The sequence below is a fragment of the Aestuariibacter sp. A3R04 genome (assembly GCF_018860805.1).
Classification (GTDB): domain Bacteria; phylum Pseudomonadota; class Gammaproteobacteria; order Enterobacterales; family Alteromonadaceae; genus Alteromonas.
Genome location: NZ_JAHKQR010000011.1, coordinates 1,383,277 through 1,401,161 on the forward strand (window position 1 = coordinate 1,383,277; position 17,885 = coordinate 1,401,161).

The 17,885-nt window shown below is 46.1% G+C and carries 20 protein-coding genes; 13 read left to right on the forward strand and 7 right to left on the reverse strand.

Going from position 1 to position 17,885, the window contains the following annotated elements:
• Positions 1-4: 4 nt before the first annotated feature.
• From KO518_RS15565 to KO518_RS15605, 9 genes are all read left to right on the forward strand, one after another.
• A complete protein-coding gene (locus tag KO518_RS15565) occupies positions 5-229 on the forward strand; it encodes a histidine kinase dimerization/phospho-acceptor domain-containing protein (RefSeq protein WP_216026933.1) in 225 nt (74 codons plus the stop codon).
• A 5-nt stretch (positions 230-234) separates the two neighbouring features.
• Positions 235-1,734, forward strand: a complete 1,500-nt coding sequence (locus KO518_RS15570; protein ID WP_216026705.1) for a sensor histidine kinase — start codon at positions 235-237, stop codon at positions 1,732-1,734.
• Complete coding sequence (locus KO518_RS15575; RefSeq protein ID WP_216026706.1) at positions 1,735-2,187, forward strand: response regulator; 453 nt, start codon at positions 1,735-1,737, stop codon at positions 2,185-2,187.
• 18 nt (positions 2,188-2,205) lie between these two features.
• Entirely contained in the window at positions 2,206-4,182 is a 1,977-nt protein-coding gene (locus KO518_RS15580) for a response regulator (protein WP_216026707.1), read from the forward strand.
• Between the two features lie 181 nt (positions 4,183-4,363).
• Positions 4,364-4,696: a DUF883 domain-containing protein gene (locus tag KO518_RS15585; protein WP_216026708.1), complete on the forward strand. Its 333-nt coding sequence runs from the start codon at positions 4,364-4,366 to the stop codon at positions 4,694-4,696.
• Entirely contained in the window at positions 4,696-5,172 is a 477-nt protein-coding gene (locus tag KO518_RS15590; RefSeq protein ID WP_216026709.1) for a phage holin family protein, read from the forward strand. The genes KO518_RS15585 and KO518_RS15590 overlap by 1 nt, the downstream gene beginning before the upstream one ends.
• A 1-nt stretch (position 5,173) precedes the next feature.
• Positions 5,174-5,431: a hypothetical protein gene (locus KO518_RS15595; RefSeq protein ID WP_216026710.1), complete on the forward strand. Its 258-nt coding sequence runs from the start codon at positions 5,174-5,176 to the stop codon at positions 5,429-5,431.
• Between the two features lie 69 nt (positions 5,432-5,500).
• Complete coding sequence (locus KO518_RS15600) at positions 5,501-6,073, forward strand: hypothetical protein (protein WP_216026711.1); 573 nt, start codon at positions 5,501-5,503, stop codon at positions 6,071-6,073.
• A gap of 236 nt (positions 6,074-6,309) precedes the next feature.
• Positions 6,310-6,762: a DUF2383 domain-containing protein gene (locus KO518_RS15605; RefSeq protein WP_216026712.1), complete on the forward strand. Its 453-nt coding sequence runs from the start codon at positions 6,310-6,312 to the stop codon at positions 6,760-6,762.
• A gap of 9 nt (positions 6,763-6,771) precedes the next feature.
• On the opposite strand, the gene yfbR is transcribed toward KO518_RS15605, so the two are convergent.
• On the reverse strand, positions 6,772-7,422 hold the full coding sequence (gene yfbR / locus KO518_RS15610; RefSeq protein WP_216026713.1) for a 5'-deoxynucleotidase: 651 nt from the start codon (positions 7,420-7,422) through the stop codon (positions 6,772-6,774).
• A 237-nt stretch (positions 7,423-7,659) separates the two neighbouring features.
• Between yfbR and KO518_RS15615 the strand changes: the two genes are divergently transcribed.
• Both KO518_RS15615 and KO518_RS15620 read left to right on the forward strand, forming a co-directional pair.
• Positions 7,660-7,836, forward strand: coding sequence for a DUF1328 domain-containing protein (locus KO518_RS15615; protein WP_216026714.1), 177 nt, complete (start codon positions 7,660-7,662; stop codon positions 7,834-7,836).
• A gap of 27 nt (positions 7,837-7,863) precedes the next feature.
• Complete coding sequence (locus KO518_RS15620) at positions 7,864-8,058, forward strand: hypothetical protein (RefSeq protein WP_216026715.1); 195 nt, start codon at positions 7,864-7,866, stop codon at positions 8,056-8,058.
• 83 nt (positions 8,059-8,141) lie between these two features.
• On the opposite strand, the gene KO518_RS15625 is transcribed toward KO518_RS15620, so the two are convergent.
• The 5 genes from KO518_RS15625 to KO518_RS15645 form a co-directional block, all read right to left on the reverse strand.
• Positions 8,142-8,693, reverse strand: coding sequence for a hypothetical protein (locus tag KO518_RS15625; protein ID WP_216026716.1), 552 nt, complete (start codon positions 8,691-8,693; stop codon positions 8,142-8,144).
• Between the two features lie 22 nt (positions 8,694-8,715).
• Positions 8,716-11,154 carry an RND family transporter gene (locus KO518_RS15630; protein ID WP_371742340.1) on the reverse strand — a complete coding sequence of 813 codons (2,439 nt, stop codon included), beginning with the start codon at positions 11,152-11,154 and terminating at the stop codon, positions 8,716-8,718.
• A complete protein-coding gene (locus KO518_RS15635) occupies positions 11,123-11,977 on the reverse strand; it encodes a VacJ family lipoprotein (protein ID WP_216026718.1) in 855 nt (284 codons plus the stop codon). Before KO518_RS15635 ends, KO518_RS15630 begins: the two co-directional genes overlap by 32 nt.
• Entirely contained in the window at positions 11,964-12,305 is a 342-nt protein-coding gene (locus KO518_RS15640) for a hypothetical protein (protein WP_216026719.1), read from the reverse strand. Before KO518_RS15640 ends, KO518_RS15635 begins: the two co-directional genes overlap by 14 nt.
• A 670-nt stretch (positions 12,306-12,975) precedes the next feature.
• Positions 12,976-13,581, reverse strand: coding sequence for a BON domain-containing protein (locus KO518_RS15645; protein ID WP_216026720.1), 606 nt, complete (start codon positions 13,579-13,581; stop codon positions 12,976-12,978).
• A 244-nt stretch (positions 13,582-13,825) separates the two neighbouring features.
• Between KO518_RS15645 and KO518_RS15650 the strand changes: the two genes are divergently transcribed.
• Positions 13,826-14,809, forward strand: a complete 984-nt coding sequence (locus tag KO518_RS15650; protein ID WP_216026721.1) for an endonuclease/exonuclease/phosphatase family protein — start codon at positions 13,826-13,828, stop codon at positions 14,807-14,809.
• Between the two features lie 49 nt (positions 14,810-14,858).
• Here the strand turns inward: KO518_RS15650 and KO518_RS15655 are convergent, their stop codons facing one another.
• Positions 14,859-15,398, reverse strand: coding sequence for a hypothetical protein (locus tag KO518_RS15655; RefSeq protein ID WP_216026722.1), 540 nt, complete (start codon positions 15,396-15,398; stop codon positions 14,859-14,861).
• A gap of 342 nt (positions 15,399-15,740) precedes the next feature.
• On the opposite strand from KO518_RS15655, the gene KO518_RS15660 reads away from it, so the two are divergent.
• Positions 15,741-17,858 (forward strand): TonB-dependent receptor, encoded by a 2,118-nt coding sequence (locus tag KO518_RS15660; protein ID WP_252736142.1) that lies wholly within the window; start codon positions 15,741-15,743, stop codon positions 17,856-17,858.
• The last annotated feature ends 27 nt before the right edge of the window (positions 17,859-17,885 follow it).

Below are 17,885 nucleotides of genomic sequence, written 5' to 3' on the forward strand. Positions count from 1 at the left end.
TGGAATGAGTGAACAACATCAAGCAGAGTTGGCAAAATGGGTACATGACGCCCGCAAGCCACTCAACAGGATCTCGATGCAGGCCGAGCTGGTGAAAATGGCATTGGCCGGTGATATACCCGTGGAAAAAGCCACTGAGGCGCTGGACAAGATCATTGTAAGTACCAAAGACTGCAGCGCCCTGCTTACAGACATGGTGACTGCCATGACTGATATCGATAGAGAGTAAGGTTCGTGTTAAATAAAATCCTTCAGTCATTCTATAGTTGGATGACCCTGGTCGCGATAGTGCTTATCGTGATAACAGGCAACGCATTTTACATTGTCAGTACCCTCGATGAGCTTGCCGATCTCGAATCAAGATTGTTTACCACTAATAAAGTCATCAACGCCACAAACCAGCTTCACATGGCTGTCCTGCGCGCTGAATCAGGACAGCGTGGCTATCTGCTTACCCGGGACGAAGCCTATCTTAGCGACTACACTGCCACCCTCTCGAAAGTAAACACCTTACTCGAAGAGGTTGAAAAAGCGGCACTCATCTCCGAACAACCTGACCAGTGGGGAAATATCAATGCCCTGCTGTCACTCAGTCGATCCAAATTAAACGGGCTAATCAATACCGTTGAGCTTAGTAGAAACGGGGAGCATGGTGAAGCGATGAAAATCGTCAATTCTGATGTAGGCCTTAACCTGTATGATGAATTTGAAAATCGCTATCGCGAAATAGACAGTGCAGAGCGCGACGTACAAGAAAAGCACCTGCGCAATCTCAAGCGTCTGCGCAGTGATTCAGTGAACACACTAATTGTTTCCGGCATCACCACCGGGCTGTTAATTAGTGCTATTTTAGTCTTGTTGAAGCTCAATATGCGTGAAAACGCCCGGCATCAATCTGAGCTGGAAGCCTACAATGATGAACTCGAAGACAAAATTGCCTCGCGAACACAGGAATTGCGCTTGTTTGCTGACGAACTTGCCCGAAGTAATCGCGAGCTGGAAGATTTTGCTTTTGTCGCATCCCACGACTTACAGGAGCCACTGAGAAAAATTCGCGCCTTTGGCAATCGCCTGGAAGCTGGCTACGAGTCTGTCATGGATGATCGGGGTAAAGATTTCCTTAAACGCATGCTCAATGCCGCCGAACGAATGTCTATGTTGATCAGTGACCTACTTGCTTTTTCACGGGTCACGACCCGCGGTAAAAATTTCACAAAAGTTGACTTAAACGACATTTTTGAGAACGTCACCAGCGACCTTGAAATCGCCGTTGAAGAATCCGCTGCCACCATTAATATCAGTCCCTGCCCGGTTATTCTTGGCGACAAATCACAAATTGAACAACTGATGTTGAATTTGCTATCCAATGCACTCAAATTTAGAAAAGAAGAGCTCGCTCCTGTAATAGATGTTACCGTGCGACCACCGAATGAAGAAGAACTCAGTGGGTTGTTAACCCGTGATTTATACGACTGGATTACGCTTACCATCGAAGATAACGGAATAGGCTTTGACCAGTCATTCGCAGAAAAAATATTCGCGCCTTTTCAGCGCTTACACGGACGAAGTGAATACAAGGGCACGGGTATTGGCCTGGCAGTTTGCAGACGAATTGTCGAAAGGCACAACGGCCAAATATCTGCTTTTAGTGAGCCAGGAAAGGGTACCCGGTTTGTGATCACCATACCGACCAATGGCGAACCATTCGCCACAACGAACAAGGAGTCATCTTAAATGACATTGAAAAATTCGACCCCTATAAATATTTTGATGGCAGACGATGACGAAGATGATCGCCTGCTCACACTGGACGCGTTAAAAGAAAGTCGGGTACTCAACAATTTGTATTGTGTTGAAGACGGCGTAGAACTGCTTGCTTACCTGCGAAGAGAAGGCAAATATGCCGATCCGAAGGATTCACCGCGGCCGAGCCTGATCCTTCTCGATCTGAACATGCCGAGAAAAGACGGCCGGGAAGCACTACAGGAAATTAAAGCCGATCCTTCTCTGCGAGCCATCCCAGTGGTTATCTTAACCACGTCCAAAGAAGAAGAGGATATGCTAAGAGGATACGATTTAGGCTGTGCGTCATACATAACCAAACCGGTTAATTTTGAGGGTCTTGTCGATCTCATGCGCGCATTAGGGCGTTACTGGATAGAGTTTGTAGAACTCCCCCACGATTAAAGCATAGAAGGTTTGGCAGTGAGTGAAGTCATCAAAGTACTGTTGGTTGAAGACGACGAGGACGACTATTTCCTCACTGCAGACTACTTGTCTCAATGTGAGTCCCCGTCGTTTGCAGTTACTTGGGTAACAAACGGACAAAACGCTATTGATGCCATGCAGACGGCCAGCTTCGACATTTGCCTGCTGGACTACATCTTAGGCGCCGAAAATGCTTTGGACGTACTGGCAACTTTTAAGAAAGCTGGCATCAGTGTTCCCGTCGTTATCCTTACCGGCCAGTCAGACACCCGTGTAGACGAAATGGTAATGCGCGCCGGCGCTGCCGATTATCTCACTAAGAGTGAAATTGAAACGCCCCGCTTTATGCGAACTATGCGCTATGCCATGGTCCGCCGCGAAATGGAAAATGAGAGAATCGAACGCCACAAGGTTGAACAGCAAAATAAGGCAAAAGATAAATTCCTGGCCCACCTTGGCCATGAACTTCGTACGCCGTTAACTTCTATTCTTGGTTACACCGAGTTGCTCCTCGATGAGGACAACCCGCACATGAAACAGGAATTGTCCATTATTCACACCAACGGCAAACACTTGCTCAGTTTGCTCAACGATTTACTTGATATGTCAAGGATAATGGCTAACAAACTGGAACTCACGAACAAAGACGTCAACCTCACTGCCTTTATGACCGACGTTCACTCTCTGATGAGTCTCGCAGCAAAAGACAAAGACTTGTCTATGACCATTAGTTCAACCTCCCCTGTTCCGGAGATGATTAGCGTCGACCCGACCCGACTCAGACAAATTTTGATCAACCTGATCAGTAATGCTATCAAGTTTACCGACGCCGGGTCAGTGGATGTTTCCGTAGAAACCCTGCCTCCTGCAAATGATAAAAGCCTGTTGCGCTTCAGGGTGAAGGATACCGGAATAGGTATGCCGCCAGACAAACTGGATGATATTTTTCATCCCTTTGAGCAAATTGAAGATGTCATGCGCGCCAATCACGGTGGAGCGGGTCTGGGTTTGGCCATCTGCCGCGAACTGGTGAGTAAGATGGGGGGAGAAATTCAAGTTGAGTCTGAATTTGGCAAAGGCAGTGTTTTTTCGTTTACTATCGACCCTGGAGATGTTTCTTCTCAATCACAAGACTACCTGAGTCTGGCAGCTCCCACTGCATCAAGCTATATAACGCGAAATTTGCACGTTACCGGGCGAGTCCTGATTGTTGATGATCTTCGCGAATTGCGCAGACTCACTGGCCATTTAGTCAGCCGATGTCACGCGAGTGTATCCTATGCAGAAAATGGCGCAAAAGCTGTGGATGCCGTGCTGGAGGCGGAAAGAGACAACACACCTTTTCATCTCGTACTCATGGATATTCACATGCCGGTAATGAACGGCATTGATGCGCTTAAAGCAATTCGCGCCCGCCGCTGCAACGTTGCAGTAGTGGCCATTACTGCTGCAAGTAGGAAAGGCTTGAAAGAATCTCTGCTAAATGAAGGTTTTGACGACGTACTGGGGAAACCCATTGATAAAGGCGATTTACTGCAAGTTCTCGACCGCTACCTCATTAGCACGCCAACACCTGTGCTTCCTTCTCCTCCGGACCAAGTTAATCTCCACACGCCTGAACCCCAAGGAGCGGCAGCAAAATCAGTGCTTATTGTTGAAGACGACAGCGATGCCGCTGAATTAATGAAACTCTTGGTATCACATTTGGGGCATCGGGTAACTGTAGCAAACTCAGGGCAAGCAGCACTTGCCGCAGCGCGCAATACTCAATTTGATGTCGCCTTGCTGGATTTAACGCTACCCGATGCCAGCGGGATAGAACTAGCCGCCAAGTTGCAGATGACCAAAACGGGCCTGGAAACGTATATCGTAAGTGGCCGGGAGCCCGACCCCAGCGAACTTAAACGGGTGTCAATTTCCGGTACCTTATTAAAACCAGTCAGTCGACAGGACCTTACCCTGATTTTCAGCTAAGCACGCTATATCGGCCCAACCCTGCAATAATTACAAAGCAACTGTAATTCTGCGGGAATTATATATATTGCAGCATGATGATTATTATTAAATACACTTTCTTTTCAAGCACTTAAATAATCACCTTCTTGGTACCCCAATTGCAACAGTTATTGGGAATTCACCGACTAAGGAGAAAACAATGGCTACGGCAACGAGTAATGTGTCCAAAGCACAACAAAAGACGAATAGCACGGCTGAAACTGGCGCATCTTCGCATCCCTATACTGACATTGCACAGGATACCCTTCACAGTTCAGTTGACAGACTGGCGAAAACTGCCGCTAAAGCAGAAGAGAATTTGCGAAATACGGCTGCGGATTCAGCAGAGAACATGGCCTCGCGTAAGGCGCAAATGGATGCAAAATGGCAAGCATCTGGTGTGCGCAAATACGCCGTTGAAAATCCAGTTGCTGCTGCGGGGATTGCGTTTGCAGCAGGGATGTTAGTCACGTCATTACTGCGCAAAAAATAATGGCAACGGCCCCCCATCAGCAAAAAACGGATCGGCCCGCCAGTGACAAGACTGACGGGCCTTCTGCTGGCGATGATTCACCTTATCGCCACCTAAACACCACAGTTGATGAAACGTTATCGTCGCTAAGATGGCTGGCCATGGAGAAGCAGCAAGAGTATCTGTCGCTTCTCGAACTCGTCAGTGCCGAAGTCCGACTGGCGAAAAAATCTGCCTTGGTTACTATTCTTGCCACGCTGACAGCGTTTGTGTTTAGCTGTTTTTGCTGGCTGGTTATCAACCTGTTCATGGCTATTGGCCTGCACAAGCTGGACATGCATTTTGCTTTAATTTCACTTATTGTATTTTCCATAAACGCTCTCTTCGCCGTGTTGGGATTCACAATGGCGAAAAAGACATACCGCCGCATTTCGCTCATGCCTGCTTGTCGCATTCTGCTTTCAGCTGTGGGCCTGAGTTCTCAACAAGGGGAATAGCATGAACTGTTTTCTAAAAGATGAGTTAGCCGCCCGGGATACAGCGCAGGAGAACTATAAAGCGGCGCAAAAAAACGCCGAGTATGCCCTTAACGATGTTAAACTAAACACCAGATTACTCATGGCAAAACCAGCTGGTCTGTTGACCTTTTTCGGTGCAGGTGTCTATCAGGGAGCGACGAGTGAAAACCCGTCATCAAAGCGTAAAAAAGCAGTATTTACACTGTTTAGAACTGCTTTACTGAACATGCTCAGTTGACCTGCCACATCAACAACTATCCGGTTCTGATGGAATCTATGCTACCTCTTTTATCACCTAGGAATGGTTATGATCACGCGCGTATTCCGTAGTAAAAATTCACGTTCCACATATAGTATACTGTTTACTTGCTGCTTAACTCTGTCAGCTTGTTCATCGTTACCTGATGCCGCACCAACCCCATATAAAGCTGCAAAGTCTGCCAGCGAATACGGGTTTTCGTCTGTTCAACTCGCTGAGGGTCAGTACAGGGTGATGTTCAAAGCAACCCAGGCCACAGACGCCGCCTCAGTTCAAGAATACACTTTGTACCGGGCTGCAGAAATTGCCAAAGCGCAAGGCTATTCATGGCTGACCATCACTAAAACAGATGTGGATAGAAAGACTACTCTTGGTAAAAGTGCAGTAAAAGCGGAAGCAAGTAAACAAGCAGTTTCCCCCATACTTACTGACCAACAATGCACCATGTCAGGATGTAGTCAGGTTGGACAACCTTTTCCTGCCTCCGCCACAGGTATGACCGTCGAAACGAGCATGATGAGAGATGTGTATTATTCGGTTGTCGTGCGCATGAGCCAGCACGAAGAAGACGCCTCCTTTTCTGTTGCTGAAATTTTACAACATCCCCCTGGCAACCAGTAGTGAAAAACAGGAACAAGCAACTGCCCGCATTACGCGGGCTTTTCTTTTTTACACAGTGTGATGTAAGAAAAGCCAAACCTTGAGCAATTCTTCTTCAACGCAGGCATAAATTCGAACAGAAAAGTAATTTTTTCTTTTGATATCATACAGATGAACCCTTAAGACAGGAAAAGAAAAACTGGCTTAACCTGTGCAACCTCATAGCGTATTGACAATTACCATATGGAGATCGTCCTATGCTAACCTCACCTTTTCACAGATCTGTGTTTATTTCCGATATCATTCGAATTTTAAACAGTGGTGCTGAATTTTACCGAGAGGGTATTCGCGTTACATGTAGCGAACATGTCATAGCCATGTACACTCGAATGCTGGAAGAAAAACAACAAGCTGTAGTTGAGCTATTGCCACATGCAAAGCCAGACCTTGCTGCAAATCAAAAACAGTCTGATTGGTTGATAGATATTGAGCGGCGTTATACCAGTTTTACCAGCCAGCTATCTGAACAACATGACTTATCGTTTATTACCCATCTGGTAAAACTTGAAAGTCAGATCGTAGACAATCTTGACGCCGTATTGGATACGGAGCAGTCACAGGAATGCGCCCAGACAGTGAGAAAAATTCGCGCCCGAATGATTCAGTGCAAGGAAGAGATGTTATCTCTTAAACAGGCAAAAGCGATATAACGCGCGCGATCATCGCTCGTCCATGATATTTAGCGTATTCGCCCGTTCAACCCAATCCAGATCCCGGGTTTGTTCATCCAATGTGCCTTTTGCATCTTCCAGAAACATCTGACAAAAATAGTTTACGCACTGAAAACGTTCGCGATAAGTCTTTAATTGCACTTCCATTTCATGCATGGCATTGGCAAATTCCGAGTTGGATTTTGACAATTCATAATCGCATTTTAAATAAGCGCAAAGTACATCCGCTGCCTTTGCCAAGGCCACGTGGATATCTTCTTTGTCTTGCTCTATCAACGGCTGGTAGCGTGCCTGAAGCGGCTCTGGTAGCGTTTGCAAGAGCATTGCTTCAAAGCGGCGTTCCAGCTTTTTTATTGCTGTCGTGGTGTCCGGGTCGTGATATTTCACCGGGCTGGGAATATCACTCATGCCAGCAATTTCACTGCCTTCGTGAAAAATTGCCATGGTTGCGACACGGTCGGGCATCACATTTTCATTAAATACGTCTTTTGCTATAGAACCCAGCATATGGGCCACCACAGCGGCTTCATAGATATGTGTTGACAGCATTTCTTCCTGAAATTGAGCCATCAGGGGCCAACGCTTTACGTTTCGCGCCCTTTGCATTAAGCCAATAAAAGCAGAGTGATTCTTTGACATAGTTCGCCAGTCGTTGCTTGATAAGTGAGTGAGTGTATCAGGATTTACCTGATTGAGCCGAATATTACTGTATTGTGGCAGCTGTGTAATTTATGCATAGACCTTGTAACTCTGTGCCAGCTTGGGAACATCCCTCACTTCAAAAACAAAATAAAACAATAAATATCATACAGTTAAATCATGGCACACATTACGCATAATTATTTATGAACTTACAATGAGCAAGAGGAAAACGTTATGCTAGGTTGGGCAGTTACATTTTTCATTATCGCCATTATCGCAGCAGTTTTTGGCTTCGGAGGCATTGCCGGTGCAGCAACAGGCATTGCTCAGTTCTTATTTTTCGTGTTTGTCGCGCTACTCGTTATTTCGCTGTTAGCGAATGCGTTTCGCGGTAAGTCACCACGAGCATAAATTTTTTGGAAAAAAGGAGAGAGGAACATGAAGTATTATAAATTGTTACTTAAATCACTGCTGGTTGCGGGATTTGCATTTACACTCACCGCCTGTGGCGATGGTGATGCCGAAAACGCTGGTGAAGAACTAGACGAAGTAATGACAGATGCAGGTAACGCCGTAGAGGATGCCTGTGAAGATGTAAAAGATGGAGTGAATGCAGAAGACAAGGATTGCTAACTCCTCCTTTTTACAGCCGACAAGAAAACCAGGATTTCCCTGGTTTTCTTTTGTCTGTTACACCTGCCGACTGCTGCGAAGGTTCATTTGTACAGATTATTCCACTTGTCCCACCGCGTTGAGACCAAGTTGGTGAGAAAGGTAATGTTATCATTGGTCAACTGCCGATAGTCAAAATACGGTGTGATAATCATTTGCTGATAGTCAATAATACCGAAATCGCGGCGTATCCACTGAGCTTTATCAGTAAGCCCCATACTTTTCGCATAAGTCTTTCCCATCACGATATTTATAGCCGCCCGGGACGCCGGAGGAGTAAATAGCAACGCGGTTACTCCTGTATGAGTCAACAAATTGCTATCGCGATACTGCTGCCAGGATAGCGTGGAATGGGAGCTGACAGTGATTTGTTGGTCTGACAACTGTTGGTCTAACTGAAACACCCATTTGGCGTAAACGTTAAAGACTTTTCGCCAGCCATTACCGCAGGCCGTATTTATCTGCTGAATGATATCACCATTTATGCCCACAACCTCACCGTCTCCGCCCGGTAATAAAAAACTGGGACGGTGTTGAATATAAACATGGATAGGACCCTGAGGGTTACCCAAACCGGCAATACTTTCGTTTTGCATAGGGTTGTATACCTGAAATGACCTAGCTTTTAACGAACCGGTTGAGTAATGCAGGTAGCAACGTCAGATCGTTAAACAAAGCCATCATCATAGCAAGTGCAGTCAGTAATCCAAAATAAACGCTGGGAATAAAATCGGAAAAACCAAACAGGGAAAAGCCCGCTGAAATGATCACAGAGGTAAATAAGATAGCCAGACCAGAGTGACTGAAAGCAGCCCGACTGCCAGATTGTGCGATGGTCATCTTATCGCTGCTGTCCCTTATACCGGTTATGTAACTGTCCACAAAATGAATAGTATCATCAACAGCAATGCCCATTGCTATTGCAGCAATTGTAATTGTCATAATATCCAGCGAGATGCCCAGCCATCCAATAACACCGAGGATCCCCAATGTAGTGAGAATATTGGGGATTAACGCAATAGCAGCGATTGTTACAGACCGAAAGATCAGCAGCATCACACCACCTAAAACAAAGTACACTAAGCCGAGGGTTTTTATTTGGGAATCAAATAACCGACTGAGAATATCTTGATATAACACAAACAAGTTTGTCAGCGTGTATTGTTGCTCAGACAAGCCAACAGCCTTGAGGTCGTGATTAATTTGTTCCATCAAACGTTGTCGGTCGAGACCTTGTGTCGTGTCCTGAACACGGGTAGCGATGCGATATTTTCCACTGTCAGCTGAAAAATAGGCACCCACCAACTGGTTAGCAACTTGCTTATCCAGTATATGGTAAAGGGTCGTAAGTTCGTACTCCGTTAATGGCTTGTCATTGTTTAATGATTTGGCCAACTCAGTGAAATTCACTACTGAGGTAACACTTCCAGTGGCGTCAAACGCCTTTATGGCTGCCTGAACGAGCTGTAATTGCCCGACTTGCCTGGCCCCTAGAACCAATTCTGAAGAGGTTGTGGGCTCAGCGTCTACAATAATATCCAGCGAAGTCGAACCGCCAAAGTCTTTGTCGATAAATGCCAACTCCTGATAAACGCGGGTATCCTTGGCAAAATAGTTGATAAAGGAATTTTCAACATTCAGCTTCCCAATACCAACAGCCAACCCCAAAAACACTACCACCACTAGCGTTGCTACGCCCATAGGTGAGCTCAATGTCAGTTTGCGTAGTCTTGTTAATCCAGCGGTGACAAAAACGTAGTCTTGAGTCTCCTTTTGGGCAGGTAAAAAAGAAAGTACCGCAGGAAATAACAACAAGCTCACCAGCATGGTAATGGTCATGGCCGACAGCATCATCCATCCAAAGGAAACCACAGGCTGTAGCCCTGAAAATATCAACGCGCCAAAGCCCACCGATGTGGTTAAGGTGGCGTAAAAACACGGAGCCAGCTTTTTTTCCAGTGCAATGATAATTCTTTCATTTTGGGTTAAAAGTGGATCACTTCTCGCCACATCCCGATATTGTCCAATAAGGTGGATCATCACTGCCAGAGTAAGGATTAATTGCAATGCGATGAAGTTTGCCGATATCACTGTGGTTCGCATATCCAGAAAACCAAAAAGTCCCATCGTCATCCCCACACTAACGACACAGGTCATGACGGGAAAGATCATCCATTTCACCGATCGATATAGCAGTAAAAGAAGCAGTAATATGACTGCTGCAATGGCAAGACCAAAGCGGAAAAGATCAGATTTTATAATGTCAATAAGATGCTGGCCCACAACATAAGCTCCACCGAGATAAGTATTAGCGCGATTGCCGACCGTCTCGCTAATGGCAGTAATATGTGCAATTTCCTTTTTGCGTTGCAAAGTAAGCTGCTTTCGTATCGGATCTGCTTGCCGTTGTAATCGCGCTATCGCTTTCTCATCACTTTCTGTTAGTGACTCCCCAGACAACACTTTGCGCTGAATAGCCGTTATCTGTCTTTCCAGCGCCGTCAATGCGGGCGAGGATTCAAATACAATCTGAATCGCAGTCGCCGTACTGTCTCTATTTATAAGCAAATCAGTGAAAATGGGATGATTGACAATGAGAGAGCGCATTTGCTCAGGGCTGTATCGCTGATGCTCCCACGTGAGTCGGCTCACGTCCGTATCACCAGACAACGCACTGACGTCCGCTATCAAAGGTACAGTAAGTATTGATGTAACTGCACGTACGCGGGGCATTTGTTTTAACGCGTCGGACAACTGCCTAAGGTCATCAAACGTTTGCTTACTGAAAACGGCGTGTTGCTTGGGCTCGTAAGCGAGGAGGATAAACTCGTCCGGCGAAAATGTCTGGTCGGCAACCTGAGATTCAACATAGAGCCGGTTGTTTTTAACCAGCAGCGTATCTGCTGACGCATCGATTTTGAACTGTGAAATGTAAAAGCCCAGCGCCAGTGCGGCTAAGGCAAAAAGCGTCACTATAACCCAGCGCCCCCTGACGATTAGTTCAGCAATCTGCCTTACCCGCGTGTTACTGCTCACCGAGTTCGAAAAGTTGGTCACGTCGTTGCCCCTGAATATACTGATTGCGGAAATAAATGTATGGGTCATCAGCCTTGTCGTACAAGGTGCGATAGGTGTCAGACTGCTGGGAAAAGTCGTCGATCCCCTCACCTATTCTCAACTGGTAAGTTTCAGGCGGCTGGGCTATGTAATTCACTGGGTGAACCAATCCTTCAGTGACGATGGAAAAGGCTTCTCTAGGATCTGCAGGCCCGAGGATTGGTAACACGACATACGGCCCTGCACCAATGTCGTAATGCTGCAGCGTTGTTGCCAGAGTTTGTTTCTGCGGTAGCAAATCAAACCAGCGTTGGGCGGGGTCAAATAAACCAAGTATGCCAAGGGTGGAATTGATGACAAACCGGCCCAGGTTTGTTCCCGCTCTTGCTATTTCTCCGGTCATGGCATGGTTAACCAGGTTGAGTGGTTCCCGAAGATTGTCAAATACATTGCCTATTTTATCTCTGACCGGCGCAGGCACCACATACTGGTAACCATCGGCAAGAGGTAACAACGCATAGCGATAGGTGACGTGATTAAATTGGAACATTGTCCGGTTGAAGCCTTCCCACGGATCGTGATAATAAAGTTCACCTGTGGTTGACGTGCCATCCGCTAACGCTACTACAGTCGGCGCAACCGATAGCGCTCCCTGACTGGTGTTTACAGTGGCCGTTCGCCCTTGGCTTAATTGATTTACCTCATCATTTCTGTTCGATATTGCTTCTCGTTGAACCTGTTTATTTTCTGGTGCGTGGTCTGGCTGTGATGCACACCCAGACAGAACAATAAAACACAAACAACAAATTCTATAAACGCGCATAGGTCCCACCTGTTGTAAATTGATGATGCGTCAATATTCTTTGCGCACGCGCCAGCGCATCATCCCGACTGTAGTCCCAGTCGTTGTCGTCATACTTACGGGCTAGGGACAGGTAATGTTCAATTCTTTGTTTACGTAATTGGTGATACCGATTCTGCGGTTCAAAGTGAGCAGTCTGGAACGCCGAAATCACCCCCTCGACGGGATCGTGTTCACTCTCCAGCCCCCTGCTATCAGCGTTGCCTCTGACATACTGTCCAGCGGAAAGCAAGATGGCACCAGCCACACACAGTAAAAATAGAACAGCCAAACGAAAATATGGGTTCATAGCGATGTCTCCGGAATGATACACACAGAAAGACATGCACTGCCCATACCAGATAAACAACTTCACAACCCACTTAAACTTTTGTTTTAAATGGGTTTTTCTAGAAGATACTGGCGATATATGAAAGAAGATTTAACGGTGGGAAAAAAGGAAATAGCAGCAAGTAAAATTTGCTGCCAGAGAACAACACTTAACCATTGCTGACTTTCAATTTTATCACCTTGGCAGATTGACGCGCGCAAATAGAAGATGGTTTTTTGTATCTGTCAAACCAATTGTAAACCGGTTGATTCTGCAACATTTTTTCGAACGCAGTTTCTGGCTGGGGACGATGTTTTGTTTTAAAAAGTTTCATGTGTTTCCCTGTAATTAGTTGGGTGCCGAGCTTGCGCTATCGCTACCAAACTTTCCGGTAGTATATAACACTCTCCACCCTCCCACCTTTGAACTTTAGGGTGATAATCTAAAGAATTAGTACTTAAACACTGGTATCGAATTAGGTCACAGTAAGCTGTGATTAACTCATAAGTGACTCGTGTGTTGAATAGCTCTCAGTATCCTGCGAAATTAAATGGGTCAGCAAAGTTAAATAGCTATCCGCTTAGAACCACTTATTTTTAGCTCAGCCATCAAAAAAGGCGCCGTCGGCGCCTTTTCTTATCGCTTATATCTACTCACTTTTCATTGTAGTTTCAGCTTCGCTCACTGTAAGGTTGTCTTCCACATCCAAAACGTCACTGGCGTTTCTGGCAATTTCAACGGCCAGATCTCGTTCTGCGTCAGACTCAACCGTGCCGGTCAATGTCACGTTGCCGTTTTCTACGTCTACGTCAATATCGAAACCGGAAATGTCTGTGTCCATTAATAGCCGAGTTTTAATAACTGTGGCAATTTTAGCATCAGTGAGCTCACTCACCTCATCTTCCGAAGACATTTCATTATCGTCAGCCATGGCCGACAGATCCGGCTCAGCGACAACCGTTAACTGATTATCAACGTCAGTTACGCCATCTATATTGGCAATCAGCTCTTCAGCAAGTTTTTTGTCCACCGAATTTTCAACCTTACCGGTTAACAAAACTTTTCCTTGGTGAACATCGGTATTAATGTCAAAGGAATTGAGGTTGCCATTGAACAGCAAAGTCGCTTCAGCTTTGCCGTCAATCCACGCGTCTTTGGCGCCTTCTTCCCATTTGTTGTCGGTCTCCATAGACCCGGCATAAGCGGAAGTTGCTAATGTACCAGCTACTAACACAGATAGAATTGTACGTTTCATAACTAGCTCTCCTTTTTGAAAGTGCACATAACCTAATGCCATCTTCATACCAGAAAAATAACCCTTTGTTTTAAAAGATTAATTTTTAAAATCCGTGATGAAAACTCAACAATGTCGTGCAAACTTTTCGCGAAACCCAGTATTTTTTACCTACCACGAAGGCCTTTTGTAAAAAGTGATCGTTTCCCCGCTTTTCGTGCTATAGATGAAAGTCATATGAACATGGAAATTACAAGGCCTAACTATGTTGGCAGTATTGCTTATTCTCTCCGCACTTCTTCTGTTCACCACCTTGTGCCCCCATATACCAGGTAAACATTGGCTTATACGCGTGTGGGAATTCCCTCGTCTTCAACAAACCGGGGCAATTGTACTGCTAATTATGTGGTGGTGTTTTTATTACCCGTCAGACATGTTAATCGCACTCAGTGTGCAGGCGATGCTGCTGGCAGCATGTTGCTATCAATTATTGTGGATCCTTCCCTACACGCCAATTTGGCGCACAGAAGTACCCAACGGTACGCACGATAACCTCAAGTCCATTAGCCTGTTGACCAGCAATGTTTATATGTACAATACCCACTACCAAGGCCTGATCAAACTGATCTATCAGCATCAGCCCGATATTATCGTTACCCTTGAATCAGATAAGCACTGGGAACGGGCACTATACTCTATTCACAGTGAATACCCTCACCGACTGGCTTGTCCGCTAGACAATTTATATGGCATGCACTTATACAGTAAATTCCCTTTTTCAGACCCCGTAGTAAAATTTCGCGTAAAAGACGGCATACCCTCTATGGACGTCACCATATTGTTGGCATCGCAGCCTGTAAAACTGCATTTTGTTCACCCGGAGCCGCCCAGTCCCACGGAAGCCACTACCGCAGAGGCCAGAGATAAAGAGCTCACCCTGGTGGCAAAAGAAGTTGCAAAACTGAATTGCCCATACATTGTTACCGGTGACTTAAATGATGTGGCATGGTCTCCTACCACCCGACTTTTCAAGAAGCTAAGTGGCGCGAAAGATCCGCGCATTGGCAGAGGGTTTTACAATACATTTCACGCCAAATCACGTTGGGTGCGCTGGCCGTTGGATCACGTTTTTCACAGTCCACATTTTTCGTTGGTGGAAATCAAACGATTACCCGGCTATGGCTCAGACCACTTTCCGTTGTTTACCAAGCTGAGACTAAAAGATTCTCCCTGTACCACAACGGAATAACGAAATGGCAAAGTATTAGACACGAGCGTTGATCGCTTGGAAGGAATAATTACGTCAATGATAATGCAGCGCGAATTTTCCTACAGGCTTTGTCCCGAGAAATGAAATGAGCCAGCGCAAGCAAGCGATCTTCCCGCGGCCAGACTGCCTGATTAAGAGTACGTCTGTCTGCATCGTTAAGCCTTGTTGTATCTAGCATTAGCGCAATAGCTTTCTTATTGGGTTTGATTAACGCCGGCTCAACACGGGTGATCAAGGAATATGGCACACAGATAAATTCACGTTTTTGCGGATCGCGAACCACGCAAATTTCCTCTTCAACCGAAAGTATCGCCGGCCACCCTTCTGCTATGCGGCTTTGCGCAAACATAGCAAGCGTAAATGCGACTAATGTACCAAACACCGTCAGTACAAAGGTTTGACTGAGGCCCGGAGCCATAACAACGATGATTGCCACAATAATAGAAAACAAAGACCAGGCTGCAAACACGCGGCGCATTGCTTTTGGACTGATCCCAGAAAAAATAGTTGCTTGTTTTAATTGCAATTTATCGAGAATTTTAATGTGAACCTGATTCAATGAAGACACGACATTAGACCTAATGAATACGACAACGACTTAACTATATGTGAAAAAACCCAGACCACCACTATGCAATAGTATGACACGATTTTTCTACACATACGCTTATTAATTCAATTTAATCTTGCCTCTCTTTCTAAAGATTACCTGATTAATTTCAACATCTTTGAGCTTCGTAGGCAACATAAGCCTGGCTCTATTCTCCAGACGTCATGACACATTCAAAAGCCGGGGCATTTCTCACTTTAAATATAAAACGGCATATCGCGACTGCGACAATTTGTCACATGTTGCCGACGCTTAACTCTGTATACACTACCGGCGCAATTCACGTTCAGGTAGTTTATTTTGAAATCTAATTCACTTTCACTTTTTCTCCTCTGCGACTTGCTCATCGCAGCGCCAATATCGGCAAACGACGACCCTGTTGAAACCATAACCGTAACTACTCACGCGTCGACATCCAACAACCCGGAAGCCCTGCAAAAGCGACTGGCAGAGCTCGGCGTGGGATTTTCTCAGGCTGGTGGTGTATCTTCACTACCGGTAATGAATGGTATGATGGGTGATCGCATTCAGTTACTCACTGATGGTGCTCCCATAACAGCTGCATGCGGCAATCAAATGAACCCGCCTTTATCCTATGTGTCATCAAACCAGGTAAAGACGATTTCCGTAATTCCAGGTATTTCACCAGTCAGTAGTGGTGGTGATAACATAGCCGGCGTTATCGAGGTATCAACCCTGGAGCCCGCATTCTCAGATTCAGATGACTTTTTATGGCAACAAGGCAATCTCGGCTACACCTATATGAGTAACGGCAACGGCAAGCGCATTCACGGTGATGCCACACTGGCCAGTGCTCAGTGGTACATTCGCTACAGTGGCGTCCGAACCGAATCAGAGAGCTACGACGATGGCCGGGGCGACAAAGTGTTAGACACTTTATACAAATCGACCAACCACGCTATTTCTGCTGGTTATCAAGATACAAAGCAACGCCTTCAACTCAAACTGACACGCCAGTCAATTCCTTACCAGGGCTTTCCCAATCAGTATATGGATATGACTGACAACAAAAGTATTGGCATACTGACCCGCTATGAACGTCAGTTTAATCGCGTTTCTCTCGATAGCGTCTTTAGCATTCTCAACGTCGACCATGAAATGGGCTTTTTCAGCGAAGAAAAAACGGGCACCATGCCAATGAATACCGACAGTCAGGACATAATGGCGAAATTTAAATGGCAACTTCCTGACTTTTTCGATGGTACTCTGCTGATCGGTCAGGAGTGGTATAAAAATACCCTGGACGATTGGTGGCCAGCGGTTGAAGGCTCTATGATGATGGGCCCCAATGATTACGTTAACATCAATAACGGCAAACGGGAGCGTACGGCAGCCTATATTGATTGGCTGTCAGCACAGGATCAGCAATGGACTTACCGTTTGGGAAGCAGACTTGAAAGGGTCACGACGAATACCGGCGACGTTCAGGCATATCAGAATGCAGATAACGGCATGGGTATGGATAACGGTATGATGAACATGGCTCCCATGGCAGGTATGATGAGCAATAATGTTTCCGCAGCTGCAGACTTTAACAATACCGACAGAAAGCGTGATAACTGGTTACTCGATGTAGCGTTTTCGGCCACCCTTGCTGTCGCGGATGACCAGCAATTTGTTGTGGGTGTTGCCCGCAAAAACCGGGCTCCTAATCTTTATGAACGCTACAGTTGGGGTACTAGCGCAATGGCCACGTCAATGATTGGTTGGTTTGGCGACGGCAACGGTTATATTGGCAACATCGATTTAGAGCCAGAAACCGCGTACACTGCGTCTTTCGCTTGGCAACAGAAAACTAGCAGCTGGCACACTAAAGTGGACGGTTGGTACACCCGAGCTAACGACTTTATTGACGCTACCGTCACGGGGACGTTTAATCGCACTGGCACCCCGGAAGGTGAACGAAATACGCTCACCTTTACCAACCTCGATGCACGCTTATACGGCGTAAACCTTGAAGGGTCCCATATACTGTTGGAGCAAAATGGTCATCAGCTCGCCGTTTCTGACCTCTTTTCATGGCAAAATGGCGAGAGAACAGAAAGCGATGAAGATCTATACCAGATAGTACCAGTACAAAACCGTTTGCAACTCAATTACACCTATCAACAGCTTAGCGCATCACTGGAGTGGCAATGGGTTGGAAACAAACACGATGTTGACGGTCGCCGCCGTGAAAACCCTACGGACGCCTATTCCTTGCTCAACGTGGATATGCATTACCAGTGGAATGATGTGTCCTTTCGGTTTACCATTCAAAACCTGATGAACGAATACTACGCACTCCCGCTAGGTGGCGTAAGTATTGCTGCCTTTAACGTCGAGCCCGACCGTGGCTTTAGTCAATTAGCTGGGGCGGGGCGTTCTGTCGATGTCGGCATGTCGGTGGCGTTTTAATGAAGCCTCTTTGCTCAGGTTTATACC

Excerpts from the sequence above, each read along its gene's own strand:
- yfbR (WP_216026713.1), bottom strand. The coding sequence starts at position 7,422 with ATGTCAAAGAATCACTCTGCTTTTATTGGCTTAATGCAAAGGGCGCGA.
- KO518_RS15605 (WP_216026712.1), top strand. The coding sequence starts at position 6,310 with ATGCTAACCTCACCTTTTCACAGATCTGTGTTTATTTCCGATATCATT.
- KO518_RS15635 (WP_216026718.1), bottom strand. The coding sequence starts at position 11,977 with ATGCGCGTTTATAGAATTTGTTGTTTGTGTTTTATTGTTCTGTCTGGG.
- KO518_RS15645 (WP_216026720.1), bottom strand. The coding sequence starts at position 13,581 with ATGAAACGTACAATTCTATCTGTGTTAGTAGCTGGTACATTAGCAACT.
- KO518_RS15595 (WP_216026710.1), top strand. The coding sequence starts at position 5,174 with ATGAACTGTTTTCTAAAAGATGAGTTAGCCGCCCGGGATACAGCGCAG.
- KO518_RS15585 (WP_216026708.1), top strand. The coding sequence starts at position 4,364 with ATGGCTACGGCAACGAGTAATGTGTCCAAAGCACAACAAAAGACGAAT.
- KO518_RS15620 (WP_216026715.1), top strand. The coding sequence starts at position 7,864 with ATGAAGTATTATAAATTGTTACTTAAATCACTGCTGGTTGCGGGATTT.
- KO518_RS15650 (WP_216026721.1), top strand. The coding sequence starts at position 13,826 with ATGTTGGCAGTATTGCTTATTCTCTCCGCACTTCTTCTGTTCACCACC.
- KO518_RS15600 (WP_216026711.1), top strand. The coding sequence starts at position 5,501 with ATGATCACGCGCGTATTCCGTAGTAAAAATTCACGTTCCACATATAGT.
- KO518_RS15575 (WP_216026706.1), top strand. The coding sequence starts at position 1,735 with ATGACATTGAAAAATTCGACCCCTATAAATATTTTGATGGCAGACGAT.
- KO518_RS15590 (WP_216026709.1), top strand. The coding sequence starts at position 4,696 with ATGGCAACGGCCCCCCATCAGCAAAAAACGGATCGGCCCGCCAGTGAC.
- KO518_RS15615 (WP_216026714.1), top strand. The coding sequence starts at position 7,660 with ATGCTAGGTTGGGCAGTTACATTTTTCATTATCGCCATTATCGCAGCA.
- KO518_RS15625 (WP_216026716.1), bottom strand. The coding sequence starts at position 8,693 with ATGCAAAACGAAAGTATTGCCGGTTTGGGTAACCCTCAGGGTCCTATC.
- KO518_RS15565 (WP_216026933.1), top strand. The coding sequence starts at position 5 with ATGAGTGAACAACATCAAGCAGAGTTGGCAAAATGGGTACATGACGCC.
- KO518_RS15640 (WP_216026719.1), bottom strand. The coding sequence starts at position 12,305 with ATGAACCCATATTTTCGTTTGGCTGTTCTATTTTTACTGTGTGTGGCT.